A 19,891-nucleotide genomic window follows, 5' to 3' on the forward strand; every position below is an offset into this window, starting at 1 on the left:
CGCCGGGATAATAACTCAGACATTATAATGCAAGCCGCGACGCGCCCTTATCTGCGCATTCCTGCCACAATCGTAGCCGGTCCAATCCAGGGTCAGGGCGCGGACGCGGCCATCAGCGCGCCGCGCGTGTCGTGGAAAGCCATGTTGACCAGGTCGGTCATTGCGGCACGCGACGCCTCGGAATCGCCCGCCGCCACGGCATCGAACACCCGGCGATGGTCGGGAATGGGATCGCGCCGCAGGGGCGCGTGGCGCTGCTTGAACACCGTCGTCCAAGCGACCGCCGCGCCCACGCCGCTGGTGAGAGTAATCAGGAAAGGATTACCCGACGCCTCGAGTAGCGCGGCGTGAAAATCCTGGTCGGCCTGGCGACCTGCCTCGGTCGCCAGCGTATGTTCTTTCATGGCTTCCAGCGCCTTGTCCATCCGGGCAACATGATCGTCGGCTCGCCGTTTCGCGGCCAGCGCCGCCGCCTCCGGCTCGACGACGCGGCGCAATTCGAAGAGACTTTCCAAAAGGCTGTCGCTGGGTTCCAGTTCGAAAATCCATTGCAGCACATCGGGATCGAGCATGTGCCATTTAAAACGCGCACTGACCTTCGTCCCTGTCTTCGGCCGCGATTCCACCAAACCCTTCGCGGACAATATCCGGAGCGCCTCGCGATAGGCCGTGCGCGAGATCTTGAGCCGCTCGCTCGCCTCGATTTCGCCCAGCAGCAATTCGCCGGGCGAATAACGCCCCGATACGATCGCGATGCCAAGATCGCGGGCCACCGACCCGTGGATGCGCAGACGCTTGCCATCCGGGGCGGGATGAAAGCCTTTCGATGCAGTCAGATCGTCCATACTCATAGCTTAACGCCCTTCCATGCCGAGGCAAAGCCCCGCGCCGTCGTAACAAAAGGCTTGATACCATCCACCCGATCAATTTTGTATGAGAAATAACGAGCCGATTCGAAGCCCGGCCGACAGGAGCGACGCCTTCGGCGGCAAGCTATCGGCAATGGGTCGAGCGAATGGCTTGAGTAAGGGGGCGCGCGTGCACGGGACCATGTCGACAACGGAAGTCTTCCTTATCGCGCTGCTGATCATTTTCTCTGTCCCTTATCTCGTCTGGCGCCTGACCCGAATCGATTATTACGCGCCACTTGTCGTCATGCAGATCATCGGCGGAGTGGTACTGGGGCCCGGCGTGCTCGGCGCCGCCTTCCCCGACTATTATGCCTTCGTATTTCACCCCGAGGTCGTGGCGACGCTTAATGGCATCGCTTGGTGGGGGGTGATGATTTTCGTATGGATCGCGGGCCTTGAGCTCGACCTGAAAGATGCATGGCAACGCCGGATGGAAACGGGAGTGACCGCCGGGCTGGCGCTGATCGTCCCGCTGATCTTCGGGTGCATGGCGGCGCTCGCCTTGCTCGCGCTTGACGAAGGTTGGGCCGGGCCGCGCGGCACGCGTTGGCAGGTCGTATTGGGCATCGGCATGGCGTGCGCCGTGACGGCGCTTCCCATCCTGGTCCTGCTTATGGAAAAGTTCGGAATCTTGAGAGACGCACTGGGGCAGCGCATCCTGCGCTATGCCAGCCTCGACGATATCGCCATCTGGGGCGTCCTGGCCCTGATCCTGCTGGACTGGGATCGCATCGGCCGGCAGGCCATATTTGTCGCGACCTTCGCTGCGGTGGCCTGGCTGGTCCGCAAGGTGACCCCGCGCCTGCCCGAGCGCGACCGCTGGTTCGGCGCGCTAATCTGGCTGGCCGCATGCGGTTTCGCCGCGGACTGGTGCGGGCTGCATTTCATGGTCGGCGCCTTCCTCGCGGGTGCCGTACTCGAAGCGGAGTGGTTCCATCAGGAGCGGATGGATCTTTTTCGCGACCATATCCTGCTTGCGATCATGCCGGTCTTTTTCCTCAGCACCGGGTTGAAGACGCAGTGGGACGTGGGCGGTGCCGCGGTATTCGGGGCCGCCACGCTGCTCCTGCTGGCCTCGGTCGGCGGCAAATTGCTCGGCCTGTGGTTCGCGGGCCGGATACTGAAATGGCCGAAGGGCGAAGCAAGCCTCATCGGCTGGCTGTTACAGACGAAGGCGCTCATCATGATCATCTTTGCCAATATCCTGCTGGACCGGCAGATCATTTCGCCAGAAACCTTTACCGCCCTGCTCTTGATGGCAATCGCCAGCACCATGCTCACCATTCCGTTGGCAGCGCCTAAACTCCAACGATTGATCGCCGGGCAGACACGTACGTCCTGACCGTGCGTCGGATACGGAGGGCGCCGCAAGACGGGGCTCTAACGTTCGCCCTCGGCCGCTAGCGCAGAGGGCAGAACCGCACCGGCGATACGGTCGAAATTCTCTTGACAAGCGCAACCTACGCGCGGAATGGTAGCGGTATCATAACGTGCATTGAGAGAGGATTGCAGGTGAGCGACGCTTCCACAGCGGCAGATTTGCTGTGCGCCGACTGGCGGTCGGCAACATTTGTCGGACGAATTGCAACGCCGGAGGGTCCCTCGCCGATCCTGATCCGCGACGGCATGGTCTATGACGTGGCGGCAACGGCGCCGACCGTGTCCGCGCTTTTGGCTATGGATGACCCCACGGCAGCCGCCGGAGAATGCCTCGGCGCGCTTGACGGGCTGCTGTCCGACCTGCCCCTCCTGTCGCCGGTCGATTTGCAATGCGTCAAGGCCGCAGGGGTAACCTTTGCGGTGTCGGCGGTAGAGCGCGTGATCGAGGAACGCGCGCGCGGTGACGCCAACGCCGCAGCCAGCGTGCGCGCGAAACTGGAAGACCGGATCGGCGGCAGCATCCGCTCCGTCGTTCCGGGCACTGCAGAAGCCGCGACGCTCAAAGCGGCGCTCGCCGACGAGGGACTCTGGTCGCAATATCTGGAAGTGGCGATCGGCCCGGACGCCGAGATTTTCACCAAAGCCCCGGTGCTTTCGACCGTCGGCTGGGGCGCGGAAATCGGCGTGCGTTCGGATTCGTCGTGGAACAATCCCGAACCCGAAATCGTCCTGGTTGTCGACCCGCGCGGACGGATCATGGGCGCGACGCTGGGCAACGACGTGAACCTGCGCGACTTCGAGGGGCGCAGCGCCCTTTTGCTGGGCAAGGCAAAGGACAATAACGCGTCCTGCGCGCTCGGCCCCTTCATCCGCCTGTTCGACCAGGGCTTCGCGATGGACGATGTGCGCGAGGCGGTGGTCGAGCTGACCATCGCGGGCGGCGACGGTTATCACCTGGCCGGCCTGTCCTCGATGCGCGAGATCAGCCGCGATCCCGAGGAACTCGTCCGTCAGGCGCTCAGCGAGCATCAATATCCCGACGGCTTCGCGCTCATGCTCGGCACGCTTTTCGCGCCGACGCAGGATCGCGACGCACCTGGCCGCGGCTTTACCCACAAGGCGGGCGATGTCGTGCGAATTTCCTCGCGGCGCCTCGGCACCTTGGTCAATCGCGTCACGACGTCGAAGGCCGCGCCGCCGTGGACGGAGGGCATTACCGCGCTGATGGCAAACCTCGCCGGCCGCGGGCTGCTGCAACCGCAAACCGTGCGGGAATATAACTGACATGGGCGCGATCCGACGATTCCCCCTCCCCGTTTTTGCCGGAGACCATCATTGCTGAAGCTGAAGACCCCAACCACGGCACGCGCCGTATATCCCAGCCTGGAGGATAAGCATGTGCTCATCACCGGCGGCGGCGCGGGCATCGGAGAGGCGCTCGTCGAGGCCTTTGCCCGTCAGGGCGCGCGCGTCCTGTTCGTCGACATTGTGGACGACCCCTCGCGCGATCTTGTCGAACGGCTCAGCGCCGAAACGGCCCATGCTCCCCTTTACCGTCACTGCGACCTGCGCGACATCGACGCGGTCCGGCGCACGATCGCCGAGTTTGAGCAGCAGAGCGGCGGAATCGACATTCTGGTCAACAACGCCGCCAATGACGACCGCCACAGCATCGAAGACATCACACCCGAATATTGGGACGAGCGCATTGCCGTGAACCTGCGCCATCTGTTCTTCGCCGCGCAGGCGGTCCTTCCGGCAATGCGGCGGGCCGGCGGCGGCGCCATCATCAACCTTGGGTCGATCAGCTGGCATCTCGCGCTTGCCGACCTCGTCCTCTATCAGACGGCCAAGGCGGGGATCGAGGGGTTGACCCGTGCGCTGGCGCGCGACCTCGGTCCGGACAATATTCGCGTCAACACGATCGTTCCCGGTAACGTCCAGACCCCGCGCCAGATGCGATGGTACACGCCGGAGGGCGAGGATGAGATCGTCTCGGCCCAATGCCTCAAGGCCCGAATCCAGCCCGACGACGTCGCCGCGCTTGCCCTGTTCCTCGCCTCCGACGATGCACGTATGTGCACCGGCCATGAATATTTCGTCGACGCGGGCTGGCGGTGATGGCGGGACCGGCCGAACGCGCTTGCAAGGTGGGCGCCGAGCTTGGCGAAGGACCGTGCTGGTCCGCCCCCGAACAGCAACTCTGGTTCGTCGATATCAAGGGATTGAAGATTCATCGCTTCGACCCGGGGGCCGATAAGCTCGACAGCTGGGACGCGCCCGCGCAGCCCGGCTGGATATTCCCGACCGAATGCGGCCGGATGGTGGCGGGCCTGCAAAGCGGCCTTCACCTGTTCGATCCAGCAAGCGGCGGCTTTGACCTGCTCGCGACGCCCGAGCCGTCGGAACCCTGCAACCGCCTCAACGACGCCATCACCGACCGGTCGGGCGCCATCTGGTTCGGCAGCATGGACGATGGCGAAACGCGGGCGACGGGCCGTATCTATCGGTTCGCCAACGGCGAGGTCGTCGCCACCGCCATTCCGCCATGTGCGATTACGAATGGGCCCGCGCTGTCGCCCGACGGCGGCACGCTCTATCATGTCGATACGCTGGGCGGCTCGATCGACGCCTATACGCTCGATGAGAGCGGTCTGCCCGTTTCGAGCCGCCGCCTCGTCACCATCGACACGCGGCAGGGCTATCCCGACGGGCCGTCCGTCGACGCCGAAGGCTGCATCTGGATCGGCCTTTTCGGCGGCTGGAAAGCCCATCGTTATACGCCGACGGGCCAGTTGCTCGAAGAAGTGAGCTTCCCTGTGGCCAACATCACCAAGATCGCATTCGGGGGCGCGGATCTTTGCTCTGCCTATGCGACAACGGCGCACAAGGGCCTGTCGCCGGCCGAACGCGGGCAGCAACCCGATGCGGGCGATATTTTTACTTTTCGTGTCGACGTGCCGGGCCTTCCGGCACCGAAAGCGTCGCTGACCACCAGTTAGATCAGAATCGTTGCGCGACGTCCGGACAGAATGGCGCGCGCACAAGGGAGAGGGAATGACATGCGCGAAGACGCATCAGCACAAGTCAACATGGCCTTTATCGCCGCCATCGTTTCGGTGGCGACGATCGGCGGTTTCATGTTCGGATACGATAGCGGCGTCATCAACGGGACGCAGGACGGGCTCGAACATGCTTTCGATCTGAGCAAGCTCGGAACGGGGTTCAATGTCGGGGCCATTCTGGTCGGCTGCGCTTTCGGGGCGTTTGGCGCCGGCCGCCTCGCCGACCGGATCGGGCGGCGAAGCGTCATGATGATCGCGGCGATCCTGTTCCTGATCAGCGCCCTCGCTGCGGGCGCTGCGCCATCATCATCGATTTTCATCCTTGCCCGTCTGATCGGCGGGCTCGGCGTCGGCGCGGCGAGCGTCCTCTCCCCGGTCTATATCAGCGAGGTGACGCCGGCCTCGATCCGCGGACGCCTGTCCAGCATCCAGCAGATCATGATTATCACTGGCCTTACGGGTGCCTTTGTCGCCAACTATGCCTTGGCCGCATCGGCGGGAGGATCGCAGGCAGAATTCTGGCTGGGCTATCCCGCATGGCGCTGGATGTTCTGGATGCAGGGCATTCCGGCCGTGATCTATTTCATCGCGCTGCTCTTCATCCCCGAAAGCCCGCGCTACCTTGTTGCGCGCGGACAACAGGATCGCGCCCGCGCCGTCCTGACGCGCTTGTTCGGCGCCGCCGAAGCCGACCGCAAGATCAAGGAAATCGACGCGTCGCTGGCGGTCGATCATCACCGGCCGAAACTGTCCGATCTGATCGACCGGTCGACGGGCAAGGTTCGCAGGATCGTCTGGACGGGTATCGGCCTCGCCGTCTTCCAGCAACTCGTCGGCATCAACGTCGTCTTCTATTATGGCGCAGTGCTGTGGCAATCGGTCGGCTTCAGCGAGAATGACGCGCTGCAGATCAACATCGTTTCGGGCACGGTGTCGATCCTTGCCTGTATTGCAACCATCTTCCTCATCGACCGGATCGGCCGCAAGCCGCTTTTGCTCATCGGCTCGGCGGGCATGGCAGTGACCCTGTCGGTCGTTGCGCTGTGCTTTTCCAGCGGAACGCTCGAAAACGGCACGCTGCATCTTTCTGACAATGTCGGCATGATCGCGCTGATCGCCGCCAGTCTCTATGTCATCTTCTTCAATCTCAGCTGGGGGCCCGTCATGTGGGTGATGCTCGGCGAAATGTTCCCCAACCAGATCCGGGGATCGGGACTTGCCGTGGCGGGCTTCGCGCAGTGGATCGCCAATTTCGGGATCAGCGTCAGCTTTCCCGCGCTGGCAGCCTCGATCGGGCTCGTCGTAACCTACGGCTTCTATGCCGTATCGGCGCTGATCTCCTTCTTCTTCGTGCGGGCGATGGTCCACGAAACGCGGGGACTGGAACTCGAGGAGATGCAAGGCTGAGGAGCCGTCCGGCAGCCCTCCAGATCGCGGAAACCGACAACCAATCGCCGTCACAATCGGTGACCGCATCATCAAGGAAGATGAAAAATGATCCCGATCCTTCTCGCGGCGGCAGCGCCGCTGGCAGTCGCGTCACCCGATCAAAGCATCGTCATCAGCATCGCGGCCGACGGCAATACATATTCCGTGACCCGTAAGGGAGAAGATATCGTCCGCGACGCGCCATTGGGCCTGGTCATGGCGAATGCCCCGGAATTTTCCGGGCGGGAACAAACCGGTGCCCAAAAGCGATCGATCGACCGCACCATCCCCTTGACCGCCACGAAGGCGAACGAGGCCAGGGATCATTATAACGGCGCCGTCATCCACTTTCGCGAAAGGGGGACGAACGGGCGAACGATGGCGATAGAAGCGCGCGCCTATAACGATGGCGTTGCGTTCCGTTACGTGCTGCCGGGCGGCAAGCCGGTTGCCGTCGCGGGAGAGAAAACCGGATTTCGCATGACCGGCGACACACGCTGCGAGGTGACCGAATTCAGCAGTTCGCACGAATTGGCGTGGAATTCGGTGACGATCGCCACGCTCGACCGGGCCAAGCTTTACGACCTGCCCATGCTCTGCGCGACGTCCTCCGGGCGGACCAGTTTCGCCTTCGCCCAGGCAGGGATCGACGGCTATGCAAGCTCCGCGCTGAAGCCGGTCGACGGCGGTTTACAGGTTCAACTGTTGTCGCCCCGCGACAACCCCGGTCTGGCGGTCCAGTCCCCCGACGGCCTGCGCAGCGCCTGGCGCGTCATCATGGCCGGCGATCGCGCGGGCGACCTGATTGCTTCACCCCTCATCGGCAATCTGTCGCGGCAGGCCAGCGGTGATTTCTCCTGGGTGAAGCCGGGTAAAGCCGCATGGGACTGGTGGTCCGGCCCGTCGACTTCCGAAAAACCGAGCATGGAGCGTTATCGCCGCTTCATCGATTTTGCGGCGCAATCGGGCTTTCGCTATTTCATGGTCGACGCGGGCTGGGCGTATAATTCTGGCGAGTGCTGCGGTGTCGAACCGAACCCGGATACCGACATCACCCGCGCCGAACCCGGCATCGATATTCCCGCCCTCGTGCAATATGCGAAGGGCAAGGGTGTGGACCTGCTGCTCTGGACGCATTGGGCCCATCTCGATGCCCGCATGGACGAGGCGCTCGACCTTTACCGGCGCTGGGGCATCAAGGGCGTGAAGGTCGATTTCATGGAACGCGACGATCAGCAGATGATCGATTTCTATGTGCGCGCTGCGGAAGCGACGGCAAAACGGCACTTGCTGCTCAACATGCACGGTGCCTTCCCGCCTTCGGGTCTTCAACGCACCTATCCCAACTACATCACGCAGGAAGGTGTGTTGGGCGCCGAATGGAACAAGTTCGGCTGGGGCCGGGTAACCCCCACGCACAATGTGAAGCTGGCCTATACGCGGATGCTGCTGGGGCCGATGGACTATACGCCGGGCGGCTTCCGCAATGGCGCGAAGGCGGCCGGTCCGGGCGACGGCTCTATGCCGACCACTCGACATACGCGCGGTCAGGCGCTGGCCCAGTACGTGGTCTACGACAGCCCGTTGCAAATGGTGTCCGACAAGCCCGAAGCCTATGCGAACGCCAGCGGCTTCGATTTCATCAAGCAGGTGCCGACCGCGTGGGACGAAACCCGCTTCATCGAAGGCACGCCGCAAAGCCATGTCGTCCTTGCCCGTCGCGAGGGGCAGGACTGGTATATCGGCGCCATGACAAACGAAGCGGCGCGCCGGGTAGATATCCCGCTTTCGCTGCTCGGATCGGGACGCTTTGAAGCAACCATATGGCAGGACGGCGCCTCCCCAAACGACGTGGAACGCACGACGCGACAGGTCACAAGCCGGGATACGCTGTCCATCCAGATGAGCGCAGGCGGCGGTACCGCCATCCATATCAAACCCGCATCCTGACATAAATTCGGGGCAACGAGAAAGGCCGCCGCGCTCGGTAAGCACGACCGCCTTCATTTCGTCCCTTGCAATCATCTGCCGGGACGCGGCGACGCGGCAGCGCCGCTGATCATTCCCCCGCTATCCCGGCCGGCCGGTCGGGAAGCGGAGCGTTGGGGTCGTAGGTCCAGACGGCCTCGTCCCGCAGATCCCCCGAAGACAACTCCATCCGGTTGCTTCCCGGCGTCAGGGCCACATCGGTCCAGGTCGCGACATGGTCGATCACCGGCACTTCGGGATGGGTGCGTCCGTTCACCGTCAGGCGAACCGACGGCTGATTGCTGAAGGCCCGGACCGTCACCCGATCCTGCGTGCGGTACGTATGGCGGCGCTCGGTCAGGTGCAGCATCGGCCGATCGGACCAGTTGGCCTGATACCAATAATAGGCATCCTTCCGCACCGCGCGATCATAAGTCACAAGGCCCTTGTCGTTCATGCCATTATGATCCCCTTCGCTCCGCCCGTCGGAGGCGAGGTCGAAGCCGACCCAGATGAAGGAACCCCACAGATAGGGCAGGTCCCGGATCCCCCGCCAATTCTCTTCATGATAGGCCGTCTGATATTGTTCGGGATGCCAGGCACTCGTCGTCACCGGCGGTGCCGGGTTGCTCTCCTGCGCGCGGATGCCCGCGCCCGCGCCATATTCGCCCACCGCGAAGGCGCGCTCGGGAAAGCGCTCACGAAATTTCCGCGCCCATTCGCCCAGCGAACCCTTCTGATCGGGATACCAGCCGAAATAGCGGTTGAAGGCGCTTAGATCGGCAACCAACGCCTTGGGGTTGTCGTCATTCTGGCAGCAATGCGCGTAACTGGTCGGACGCGACGGATCGGCGGCGCGCGCCGTCGCCTGCGCGGTGCGTAGCACGCGTAGCACATCGTCGCTCACCTCATAGACCTCATTGCCGAGTCCCCAGACGACGACCGACGGATGGTGCGCATTTTGCGCGATCAATTCCCGCATCTGCCCGGCGACATTGCGCTCGAACGCCTCACCCGCGTCGATCGCGCCGTTGAGCGGGATTTCCGTCCACACCAGCAGGCCCAGACGGTCCGCTTCGTCATAGGCGTGCTGCGGATGCTGATAATGCACGAAGCGAACGCCCGTCGCGCCCATGTCGGCGATGATCCGCATATCCTCCGATATTTCCTCGTCGGAAACGGCGGTTCCCTTGCCGGGCCGCTGAGCATGGAAATAATTCACGCCATACATTCGATAGGGCTTGCCGTTCAGCAACAGCCCCTTGTCAGCCGTCACTTCGATCGAACGGATGCCGAGCGGAAGCTCGACGCGGTCGCGCACTCTCCCCTTCGCATCGGACAGCGTCGCGACCACCTTGTAGAGATAGGGATCGACGATGCCGTTCCACAGGCGCGGGTTCGACAGGGCCAGTTCGGCGGTTACTTCGCTTGTACGAGCGGACGGCAGGCTGGCCCGATCTTCGGCCCGGGCGACTTCCCGGCCCGCCGCATCCTGCAGGCTGATCCGATAGCGCACGCGCATATTGGCCTTCGTATCGTTCGAAAGCCGCAGACGCGCACGAATCTGCGCGGCGTCAGCCGTCGCCTTGGGCGTCGAGACATAGACGCCCGGGCCACCATTATCTTTCATGTCGAAATGCAGCGCGTCCGCCGATACCAGCCAGACGCGGCGGTACAGGCCCCCGAATACGGTGAAATCGCCGCCCAGCGGCGCTATGTCCGGCAGGCGGCTGTTATCGACGCGGACGGCGATGCTGTTGCTGCCCGCTTGCAGGGCGTCGGTGATATCGAAGCGGAAACGGGCATAGCCGCCTTCGTGCCGGCCGATGCTGCGTCCGTTGACCCAGAGATCGGTTGCCAGCGCGGCTCCGTCAAATTCCAGGAAGTAGCGGCGATCGGGCGCCTTCGCGGGCATCGTCACATGGGTTCGATACCAGGCAGGCCCGCGATAATAGTCCCCGCCATCATCGCCATCGCTGCCGTTGAACGTGTGCGGCAATGTGACGCGGGACCAGCTTTTATCGTCATAATCGGGCGATCCGGCGTCTGCCGCATCCGCGCGATGGAAGGTCCAGACGCCGTCGATCGGTGTCCTGCCGCGCTCCGCTGCCTGGGCCGGGCCTGCAGCCAAAAAGCCGAGAATGAACAGAAAGGTCCATAGCGGAGCCGTGAGCCGCCGGACCGTGAAATTGGCAATGCTGCTGAACATAGCGATTATTTATCTCCCGAGACCCTTCTGCGGGCTTTTTTGTCGCTCTCGATATGGCGCCGGCGAATGGAAGGATGCCGCTCCCAACACAGGCGTGACCGCAACCTCATTTTGTTATCGCTATCATCAGACAAATATAATGTCCATCAGTCCAAACGGTCGGACCGCCGGCCGATAACGCGGACCAGGGAGAGGGAAAGAGCAGATGGCTGACGCGGGTCGCGACCTGCCTACCAGAAAGCTTGCCATGCGCGGATTGGCGCTGCCGGTTCCGGCGGGGGGCGACCACCCGAAAATTGCCCCATCCATCGCAGCTATAACCAGACTTTTATCGACGCCGTGGATCCGGACCGGCTTTACTGGATTCAATATGTCACCCAGTCGGCGTTCCAGCACGGCCTGGTACCGATGTATCGGGACACGGGCGACTTTCTGGCCGAAACACCGGGGCGGTGAAAGACGCCGAAGCGATCGAACGGATAATGGCGGTTACGAAGTAAAGGACGGAGCGCGGCGGGGGCTACCACGGATTGGGCAATGTCCCCGCAATGCCTTCTATTGTAGCGGCGCGGTCGTCTCACGCGGGATCAGCGTGAAGTCCACGATTTCACACCGCTCGAGCGGCTCGTCGCCGTTGCGCGAAGCGATATCCGCCATCAGGATTTGCAGCGCCGCGCACGACATGTCCGAAATCGGCTGGCGGACGGTCGTCAACTCCGGCCATATGGTGGTTGCCAGGGCCGTATCGTCGAAACCGCAAACGGTGAGTTGGCGCGGAACATCGATGGCCCTGCGATGTGCCGCGGCGACGGTTGCGGCTGCCATATCATCGTTGCTTGCAAAGATCGCCGTGGGGCGTTCGGGTAGGTCGAGCAGACGCTCGGCGGCGGCGAGACCGGACCGATAGGTAAACAGGCCCGGTGCAATCAACGCGGGATCCACGTCGATCCCCGCTTCGGTCAGAGCCGCGACATAGCCTTCGCGTCGACGGCCGCTCGCGGCCTGATCCGGACTGCCCTCGATAAAGCCGATCCGCCTGTGGCCAAGCGATAGAATATAATCGGTCATGGCGCGTGCCGCATCGAAGTCGTCGATATTCACTGACGATATACCCTTGATCGGCAGACCCGAAGCGACGGCGACCGCCGGGATTTTCTCCCTGCGCACCAGATCGGCCAGTTCCGGCGAGTTACACAAGGGCGGCGGCAGGATCAGGCCGTCGATCCGGCTGTCGAGCAGATGTCGGGCGGCAGCGATCTCGCCCCCGGCATCGCATTTCTCTACGATCAACTGGACATCGTTCCGGCGCGCCTCGTCAAGACTTCCGACGAGAAATTCGCTCAGATAGGCAGCACTGGGGTTGCTGTAGAGCAAGCCGATCCGCACCCCCCCGCCAGCCGCCAGCCGCCGCGCAGCAATATTGGGAGAATAGTCGAGTTCAGCGATCGCTCGCTCTACGGATTCACGCGTCGCCGACCGGACATTCTTGCCGCCATTGATGACGCGCGATACCGTCATTGGGGAAACGCCAGCCTTTGCAGCGACTTCGCTGATCGTCACCTCGCCGCGACCGCGCCTCGACCCGCGCACCGATCCATTGCCATTCGTCATGCGCGATCTTCTATCGTTCGCAGCCGCTTTTGGCCAGCACCCTACCCCCGAAGAGCGATAAACGCGGATCGATCCAGATTTTTGGGGTTGATAGCGCTCCCATTTAATATGTATGAGTAATGGCAATTGAACAGAAGACGCTCAAGGGAGAGTGAGTGAAATGTTGTTGAATCGAGCGCAAACCGCTTTTTTGGGGACCTCTTTGTCCGCGGTGACTCTGGCACTTTTCGCGACTCCTACCGGCGCGCAGCCGTCGCAACCGGGCACTGCCCATCCGGAACTCTGGCCTGTGGCGAAAAGCCAGGGCCTGATCGACGCAAAAACCGAAGCGCGCATCACGACCCTGATGAAGCGCATGTCGCTCGAGGAAAAAGTTGGGCAGATGATCCAGGCCGACACGGCGTCGGTCAAACCGGAGGATCTGCTCAAATATCCGCTGGGGTCGATTCTGGCGGGCGGCAGTTCGCCGCCGCTGAATGCGCCCGACCGCTCGCCCGCCGGGCCGTGGATCGAAACCGTCCGCGCCTTCAACGCCATCGCGATGGAAAAGCGGCCAGGCCATGTGCCCATTCCGATCATGTTCGGGATTGACGCGGTGCACGGCAACAACAATGTCGTCGGCGCGACCCTGTTTCCGCATAACAGCGCTCTTGGCGCGACCCATGATCCCGGCCTGATCCGCCGGATCGGCGAAGCCACCGCACGGGAAACCGCCGCGGCCGGCATGGACTGGGCCTTTGCGCCGACACTTGCGGTGCCCCGGAACGATCGCTGGGGCCGGACCTATGAAGGCTATTCCGAGGACCCGGAACTCGTGCGTTCCTATTCCGCGCAGATGATCGAAGGGCTTCAGGGTGCGCCGGGCAAGGGCACGCTGCAGCACGGCTATGTGTCCGCGAGCGCGAAGCATTTTCTAGGCGACGGAGGCACCCTGAACGGCGTCGATCAGGGCAATGCCGACATCCCGGAAAACGAGTTGATCGCCCTTCATTCCGCCGGTTATCCGCCCGCCATCGAGGCCGGCACCCGCACCATCATGGCGAGCTTCAACAGCTGGCAAGGCGTCAAGATGCACGGCAACAAGAGCCTGCTGACCGGCGTGCTCAAGGAACGCATGGGCTTTGACGGCTTTATCATCGGAGACTGGAACGGTCATGCGCAAATCCCCGGCTGCACCTCCACCAACTGTCCGCAGTCCTTCAATGCGGGTCTCGACATGGCGATGGCGCCAGACAGCTGGAAGGGGCTGTTCGAAAACACGGTGAAGCAGGTCCGCGAGGGCGTGATCCCGATGGCGCGGGTGGACGATGCCGTGCGCCGCATATTGCGCGTGAAGTTCAAGGCCGGCCTGTTCGATCCTGCCCGCCCCTTTGAAGCCCGCACCGACGTCATCGGGTCGCCCGAACACCGGGCGCTAGCGCGCGAGGCAGTGCGCAAGTCGCTGGTCCTGCTGAAGAACAACGGCGTGTTGCCGGTGAAAGGTTCGGCGCGCATTCTGGTCGCGGGCGATGCGGCGGACAATATTTCGCAGCAGTCGGGCGGCTGGACCCTGTCCTGGCAGGGCGACCGCAATACGAACGCCGACTTCCCCAACGCCCAGTCGATCTATGCGGGCATTGCCGAGACGATGAAGGCTGGCGGCGGCAGCGCGACGCTGAGCGTTGACGGCAGCTTCACGGAAAAGCCCGACCTCGCCATCGTCGTATTCGGCGAACAGCCCTATGCAGAGGGCTTGGGGGACCTTCACACGCTTGAGTTCGAGGCGGGCGACAAGAAATCGCTGACGCTGCTGAAGAAACTGAAATCGGCAGGCATTCCGGTGGTGTCCGTGTTCCTGTCGGGCCGCCCGATGTGGGTCAATCCCGAACTCAACCAGTCGGACGCATTCGTCGCGGCCTGGCTTCCCGGGAGCGAGGGCGGCGGCATTGCCGACGTGCTGATTGGCGATGCGCAGGGCAAGCCTCGCAACGACTTCACCGGCCGCCTTTCCTTCAGTTGGCCCAAAACAGCGGCGCAATTCACGCTGAACAAGGGCGGTCCCGGTTACGATCCGCTGTTCGCGCTCGATTACGGGCTGAGCTATGCCAACCCCGGCGCCCTCGGACGGCTGAGCGAAGTGGCCGGCATCGATGCCACGCCCGCCAACAAGAGCCGCTATTTCGCAGACGGACGGGTGCACACCCCCTTCTCGCTGACCCTCGGCACCGGCGTTACCCAGCGTCCGGTCGATTCGCCAAGCAGGCAGGAAGGTGCGATGCAGCTTGGGTGGAAGGCGGGGGCGACCGCCAAGGCGAGCATCGCGGACGAGGCCGTCGATCTGCGCTTCGAATCCAGCGCCGAAATGATGCTGCAGATGACCTATCGCGTCGATGCGCCAGCCACCGGCCGGGTAGGCCTGACGATGGGGAGCGGCACAGTCGACGTCACCGACATCTTCAAGGGCGGTGAAGGCTGGCGAACGGTGCGTATTCCGCTGAAATGCTTTGCCGAAAGCGGCGCGGATATGGCGCATCTGCGTCCGGTGTGGGCGCTGTCCGCAACGGGGCCGTTGACGGTCTCCTTCTCGGAGATCGGCCTCGCGACGCAGGCGCCGGGTGGCCTCTGTCCGGCAAAGCTGTAAAATCAGCAAGGGAGGTTTCCTGTGCACCGACTGACCCGCTGGCTGCTGCCGTTTGCCGCCCTGTCCATGGCGGCTGCTCCCGCAGCGGCCCAAGGCAATGCGCTTCCCCGCCTTGAGAGCCGCAACGGCCAACATGCCCTGATCGTCGATGGCAAACCCTTTCTGATGCTGGGGGCGCAGGTCAACAACAGCGCCAACTATCCGGCCATACTGCCAGAGGTCTGGCCGGCGATCGAAAAGATGCACGCCAACACGGTCGAAGTGCCTGTCGGCTGGGAACAGGTCGAGCCGGAAGAGGGAAAGTTCGACTTCTCCTTTCTCGACGCGCTGCTGCCCCAGGCGCGCGAACATGATGTACGCTTGGTGCTGCTGTGGTTCGGTACCTGGAAGAACACGGCGCCCGGCTACACGCCCGCATGGGTAAAGCTCGACCAGAAGCGCTTTCCGCGCATGATCAATGCCAAGGGTGAAGTGCATTATGCGCTTTCGCCGCACCATCGCGCGACGCTGGAGGCGGACAAGCGCGCCTTCGTCAAGCTGATGGAGTATCTCAGGAAAAACGATCCCCAGAATACCGTGATCATGGTTCAACCGCAGAATGAGCCGGGCAGCTACGGAAGCGTCCGCGACTTCTCGCCCGTCGCGCAAAAGCTGTTCGATGGTCAGGTTCCCGCGCGCCTGCTGAGGCAGATGAAGAAGAAGCCTGGCACATGGCGCCAGGTGTTCGGGTCCGACGCCGACGAATATTTCCACGCTTGGTCGATCGCCAGCTACACCAGCGAAATCGCGGCCGCCGGCAAGGCGGTAAAACCCCTCCCCATGTATATGAACGCCGCGCTCGCCGCCGCCTTCGGCCGCCAGCCGGCGACCACCTATGCCAGCGGCGGCCCCGTGCACCATGTGATCGACGTCTACAAGGCGGCCGCCCCGGCGATCGATATCGTCGCGCCGGACATCTACGCGCGCGATCACGCGGCCTATATGGCCTATCTCGACTATTACGACCGGCCCGACAACGCGCTTTTCGTGCCCGAAACCGGGAATGACAAGGACTTCGCCCGATATTTCTTCCCCGCCGTCGGCAAGGGGGCGATCGGCTGGGCGCCGTTCGGCATGGATTATACCGGCTATCAGAACTTCCCGCTCGGCGCGAAGACGCTCGATGACGAGACGATGGAACCCTTCGCGCGCAATTACCGCCTGTTCGCGCCCATGCAGCGCGAATGGGCAGGCTGGGCGGCACAGGGCAAGACCTGGGGCGTCGCCGAGCCGACCGACCCGAAGGCCGAGCACACCCAGCGCATCGACATGGGCAAGTATAATATGACCGTTACCTTCGGTCAGTGGCAGTTCGGGACCGACAAGCCCACCGGCAACCCGGAGCCGTCGGGCGGCGTGGCGGTCGCTCAGTTAGGCGAAAACGAGTTCCTCGTCACCGGTTTCCATTCCCGCGTCTATTTCGGCCTCAGCAAGCCCGCGCCGTTTGAATCGATGATGATGCTGCGGGTGGAGGAAGGCTATTTCGACAAGGGGAAATGGGTCTTCCGCCGCGTGTGGAACGGTGATTCCATCGATTATGGCCTGAATTTCACCGACCGCGAGCAGATCCTGCGGGTCACGCTCGCGACCTACAAGGGCACGCCGCCCATCCCCGTCGGGAACCCCAATTGAATAACCGGAGCAAGATCATGAAGACTTTTTCCCGCCTTGCCTTTTGTGCGCTGCTGGCAACCTCCAGCACCGCCGCGCTTGCAGGCAGTTTCCAGAAGGTCGACAACGGGATCATCGTCTCGCCCGATGAAGGTCCGGCGAAACGCGTCCGCATCCTCGCCTTTGGCGACGAAGCCTTCCGCGTCACCGCCATTCCGGGCGAAAATTTCGAGGCCGTGCCGGACAGCCTCATGGTCACGGCAGTACCGGACGGCAACCCGGTCATCAGCGAGAGCAAGGGCATGGTCACGCTGAAGCTGCCTGCCGTAACGGCGCGGGTCAATCTGACCAGCGGCCAAGTCAGCTTTCTGGACGCCAGCGGCAAGGCCATTCTCAGCGAATCGTCCCGCGCCGCGTTCGAACCGAAGACGGTCGAAGGACATAACTTTCTCGGCGTTCGCCAACAGTTCAACCGTAATACCGACGAGGGCTTCTACGGTCTCGGCCAGCATCAGAATGGGCAGATGAACTATAATGGCGAGGACGTAGAACTCGCCCAGCATAATATGGACATTGGCGTCCCATTCGTCGTTTCAACGCGCAATTACGGGCTGCTCTGGGACAATAATTCGATCACCCGCTTCGGCAACCCCAAGCCCTATGCCTTTGCAGGCGGCGATGGCGATGGCCTGAAGATCACCGGGACCGATGGCAAGCCGGGCTGGACCGCGCAATATTATCTGGGCGACAGGCTTGCCGTCACGCAGAACGAACAGGTCATCAACTACCAATATATCCGCGACAATATGCGCTGGCCGGAGGAAGCCAAGGCACAGACCGTCGCCTCGACCGCCGGGCAGAACACCGCCGGCAACGCCGTCCAGACGCAGCGCGTGATCTGGACTGGCAAGGTGACGCCAGGCACGAGCGGTCTCCACCGGTTCCGGCTCTATTCGTCGAGCTATGCCAAGGTGTTCGTCGACGGGAAAGAGGTACTGGAGCGCTGGCGCCAGAACTGGAACCCTTGGTATCATAACTTCGACGTGCCGATGAAGGCCGGCAAGGCCGCCGACATTCGCATCGAATGGGAACCCAACGCGGGCTATATCGCGCTCGTCCACAATGATCCCATCCCCGACGCGGACCGCCATTCGCTCGCCTTTGCGTCCGATCTGGGCCACGCCGTCGATTATTATGTGACGGCCGGCAAGGATATGGACGGCGCGATCGCCGGTTATCGCAAGCTGACCGGCAAGTCGGCGATGCTGCCGCAATGGGCCTATGGCTTCTGGCAGAGCCGCCAGCGCTACGACACGCAGGACGAACTTCTCGGCGTCGTGCGCGAGTATCGCCGCCGTAACCTGCCGCTCGACAATATCGTGCTCGACTGGCGTTATTGGGAAGACGACAAGTGGGGATGCCACTGTTTCGATGCCAAGCGTTTTCCCGATCCCAAGGGCATGGTGGACGAAGTCCATGCCCTCAACGCGCGGATCATGGTCTCGGTCTGGCCAAAATTCTATCCGGCCACGGACAATTACAAGGAACTCGACAAGATCGGCGGCATCTATCGCCGCATGGTCGAACAGCGCCCCGATGAGCCGACCGATCCGAAATATATTGCGAAGATGTACCGCGACTGGGTGGGTCCGGGCTATGCCAACGCCTTTTACGACCCTTATAATCCCAAGGCGCAGGACATTTATTGGCGGCAGATCCGCGAAAATCTGGGCGATCTGGGCTTCGATGCCTGGTGGCTCGACGCGGACGAGCCCGATGCCCACTCGAATCTTTCGGTCGAGGAGCGCGCCTATCGCATGGGTCCGACGGCGAAAGGCCCCGGCGCAGCCTTCTTCAACAGCTATCCGCTCGTGCATAGCGAAGGCGTCTATCAGCGCCAGTTGATGTCGAAGCCCGACGTGCGCCCGTTCATCCTTTCGCGCTCCGGCTTCGGCGGCATCCAGCGCGCGGGAACGGCGCTGTGGTCCGGCGACGTCGTATCCCGCTGGGACGACCTCAAGGACCAGGTCTCGGCGGGCGTCAACCTTTCCATGTCGGGCATACCCAACTGGACACACGATATCGGCGGCTTCGCGCTCGAAGATCGCTATACCAGGCAGGATCCCGCGCATATCGATGAGTGGCGCGAGCTCAACCTGCGCTGGTTCCAGTTCGGCGCCTTCTCGCCGTTGTTCCGCAGCCATGGCGAAACCCCCAAGCGCGAAATCTACGAGATCGCGCCCGAAGGGTCGCCCATGTATTCCTCAATGGAATGGTATCTGAAGCTACGCTACCGGCTGATGCCCTATATCTACACGCTGGCGGGCGATACGTGGCAGAAGGACGGCACGATGATGCGCGGCCTGGTCATGGACTTCCCGACCGATCTCAAGGCGCGGAACATCAACGATCAGTATATGTTCGGCAGCGCCTTCCTGGTGGCGCCCGTCACCGAGTTCAAGGCCCGCAGCCGCAAGGTATATCTGCCCGCCGGCGCCGGCTGGTATGATTTCAGCAGCGGCGCCTATTACAAGGGCGGGCAGGAGATCGTCGCTGATGCGCCCTATGAACGCATGCCTCTGTTCGTGCGCTCCGGTGCGATCGTACCGACGGGACCGGAGATCGAGTACACGCGCGAGGAACCCGATGGCCCCATCGTGCTGCACGTGTTTACCGGCGCTGACGGCAGTTTCTCGCTCTATGAGGATGACGGCACCAGCGAGGGCTATAAGCGCGGCGAATTTACCCGAATTCCCATCCGGTGGAACCAAGCCAAGGGCGAGCTGACCATCGGCAAGCGCGAAGGCGGCCACGCCGGCATGATCTTCAAACGCGGCATTTCCGTCCGCTTCTATGACAGCGCTACCGCGCGGCCGATCGACTTCGCGGAGAATGGGAAAACCTCGATCGTCTACGACGGAACCGCCGTCACGGTGCGCAAGCCCTGAGACGGGCAAACGGCGGGATGTCGCGCCGGCGACGTCCCGCCAGCCTCCTGCAACTCATATGCAGTGAAAGAGCCGGGTGCGAGGCTGTCGCGCCCGGCTCC

The 19,891-nt window shown here is 62.8% G+C and carries 12 protein-coding genes; 9 read left to right on the top strand and 3 right to left on the bottom strand.

Going from position 1 to position 19,891, the window contains the following annotated elements; all coding sequences use genetic code 11:
* Positions 1–92: 92 nt before the first annotated feature.
* Complete coding sequence (locus HDC35_RS17660; RefSeq protein ID WP_260397818.1) at positions 93–851, bottom strand: FadR/GntR family transcriptional regulator; 759 nt, start codon at positions 849–851, stop codon at positions 93–95.
* Between the two features lie 199 nt (positions 852–1,050).
* Here HDC35_RS17660 and HDC35_RS17665 point away from each other — a divergent pair, with 199 nt between their 5' ends.
* The 6 genes from HDC35_RS17665 to HDC35_RS17690 all read left to right on the top strand — a co-directional run bounded on the left by HDC35_RS17665 (position 1,051) and on the right by HDC35_RS17690 (position 8,734).
* The gene (locus HDC35_RS17665) at positions 1,051–2,253 is read left to right on the top strand and encodes a cation:proton antiporter (RefSeq protein ID WP_184648731.1); all 1,203 of its coding nucleotides are present in this window, start codon (positions 1,051–1,053) and stop codon (positions 2,251–2,253) included.
* Between the two features lie 170 nt (positions 2,254–2,423).
* A complete protein-coding gene (locus HDC35_RS17670; RefSeq protein WP_184648696.1) occupies positions 2,424–3,575 on the top strand; it encodes a fumarylacetoacetate hydrolase family protein in 1,152 nt (383 codons plus the stop codon).
* A gap of 54 nt (positions 3,576–3,629) precedes the next feature.
* On the top strand, positions 3,630–4,412 hold the full coding sequence (locus tag HDC35_RS17675; protein WP_184648732.1) for an SDR family NAD(P)-dependent oxidoreductase: 783 nt from the start codon (positions 3,630–3,632) through the stop codon (positions 4,410–4,412).
* On the top strand, positions 4,412–5,293 hold the full coding sequence (locus HDC35_RS17680) for an SMP-30/gluconolactonase/LRE family protein (protein ID WP_184648697.1): 882 nt from the start codon (positions 4,412–4,414) through the stop codon (positions 5,291–5,293). Before HDC35_RS17675 ends, HDC35_RS17680 begins: the two co-directional genes overlap by 1 nt.
* 60 nt (positions 5,294–5,353) lie before the next feature.
* The gene (locus tag HDC35_RS17685; protein WP_184648698.1) at positions 5,354–6,763 is read left to right on the top strand and encodes a sugar porter family MFS transporter; all 1,410 of its coding nucleotides are present in this window, start codon (positions 5,354–5,356) and stop codon (positions 6,761–6,763) included.
* A gap of 87 nt (positions 6,764–6,850) precedes the next feature.
* On the top strand, positions 6,851–8,734 hold the full coding sequence (locus HDC35_RS17690; protein ID WP_184648699.1) for a glycoside hydrolase family 97 protein: 1,884 nt from the start codon (positions 6,851–6,853) through the stop codon (positions 8,732–8,734).
* Between the two features lie 109 nt (positions 8,735–8,843).
* On the opposite strand, the gene HDC35_RS17695 is transcribed toward HDC35_RS17690, so the two are convergent.
* Together HDC35_RS17695 and HDC35_RS17700 are read right to left on the bottom strand one after the other, a co-directional pair.
* Positions 8,844–10,961 (bottom strand): glycoside hydrolase family 2 protein, encoded by a 2,118-nt coding sequence (locus tag HDC35_RS17695; protein WP_184648700.1) that lies wholly within the window; start codon positions 10,959–10,961, stop codon positions 8,844–8,846.
* Positions 10,962–11,516: 555 nt separating this feature from the next.
* Positions 11,517–12,572: a LacI family DNA-binding transcriptional regulator gene (locus HDC35_RS17700; protein ID WP_184648701.1), complete on the bottom strand. Its 1,056-nt coding sequence runs from the start codon at positions 12,570–12,572 to the stop codon at positions 11,517–11,519.
* Positions 12,573–12,732: 160 nt separating this feature from the next.
* On the opposite strand from HDC35_RS17700, the gene HDC35_RS17705 reads away from it, so the two are divergent.
* From HDC35_RS17705 to HDC35_RS17715, 3 genes are read left to right on the top strand one after another with little or no spacing between them, the layout of a single operon-like run.
* Positions 12,733–15,192, top strand: coding sequence for a glycoside hydrolase family 3 protein (locus HDC35_RS17705; protein ID WP_184648702.1), 2,460 nt, complete (start codon positions 12,733–12,735; stop codon positions 15,190–15,192).
* 21 nt (positions 15,193–15,213) lie between these two features.
* Positions 15,214–16,863 carry a DUF5597 domain-containing protein gene (locus HDC35_RS17710; RefSeq protein WP_311770797.1) on the top strand — a complete coding sequence of 550 codons (1,650 nt, stop codon included), beginning with the start codon at positions 15,214–15,216 and terminating at the stop codon, positions 16,861–16,863.
* A gap of 17 nt (positions 16,864–16,880) precedes the next feature.
* Positions 16,881–19,790, top strand: coding sequence for a TIM-barrel domain-containing protein (locus HDC35_RS17715; RefSeq protein WP_184648703.1), 2,910 nt, complete (start codon positions 16,881–16,883; stop codon positions 19,788–19,790).
* The last annotated feature ends 101 nt before the right edge of the window (positions 19,791–19,891 follow it).

The organism is Sphingopyxis sp. JAI128 (assembly GCF_014207235.1).
GTDB lineage: Bacteria > Pseudomonadota > Alphaproteobacteria > Sphingomonadales > Sphingomonadaceae > Sphingopyxis.

Excerpts from the sequence above, each read along its gene's own strand:
- HDC35_RS17660 (WP_260397818.1), bottom strand. The coding sequence starts at position 851 with ATGAGTATGGACGATCTGACTGCATCGAAAGGCTTTCATCCCGCCCCG.
- HDC35_RS17665 (WP_184648731.1), top strand. The coding sequence starts at position 1,051 with ATGTCGACAACGGAAGTCTTCCTTATCGCGCTGCTGATCATTTTCTCT.
- HDC35_RS17680 (WP_184648697.1), top strand. The coding sequence starts at position 4,412 with ATGGCGGGACCGGCCGAACGCGCTTGCAAGGTGGGCGCCGAGCTTGGC.
- HDC35_RS17685 (WP_184648698.1), top strand. The coding sequence starts at position 5,354 with ATGCGCGAAGACGCATCAGCACAAGTCAACATGGCCTTTATCGCCGCC.
- HDC35_RS17690 (WP_184648699.1), top strand. The coding sequence starts at position 6,851 with ATGATCCCGATCCTTCTCGCGGCGGCAGCGCCGCTGGCAGTCGCGTCA.
- HDC35_RS17695 (WP_184648700.1), bottom strand. The coding sequence starts at position 10,961 with ATGTTCAGCAGCATTGCCAATTTCACGGTCCGGCGGCTCACGGCTCCG.
- HDC35_RS17700 (WP_184648701.1), bottom strand. The coding sequence starts at position 12,572 with ATGACGAATGGCAATGGATCGGTGCGCGGGTCGAGGCGCGGTCGCGGC.
- HDC35_RS17705 (WP_184648702.1), top strand. The coding sequence starts at position 12,733 with ATGTTGTTGAATCGAGCGCAAACCGCTTTTTTGGGGACCTCTTTGTCC.
- HDC35_RS17715 (WP_184648703.1), top strand. The coding sequence starts at position 16,881 with ATGAAGACTTTTTCCCGCCTTGCCTTTTGTGCGCTGCTGGCAACCTCC.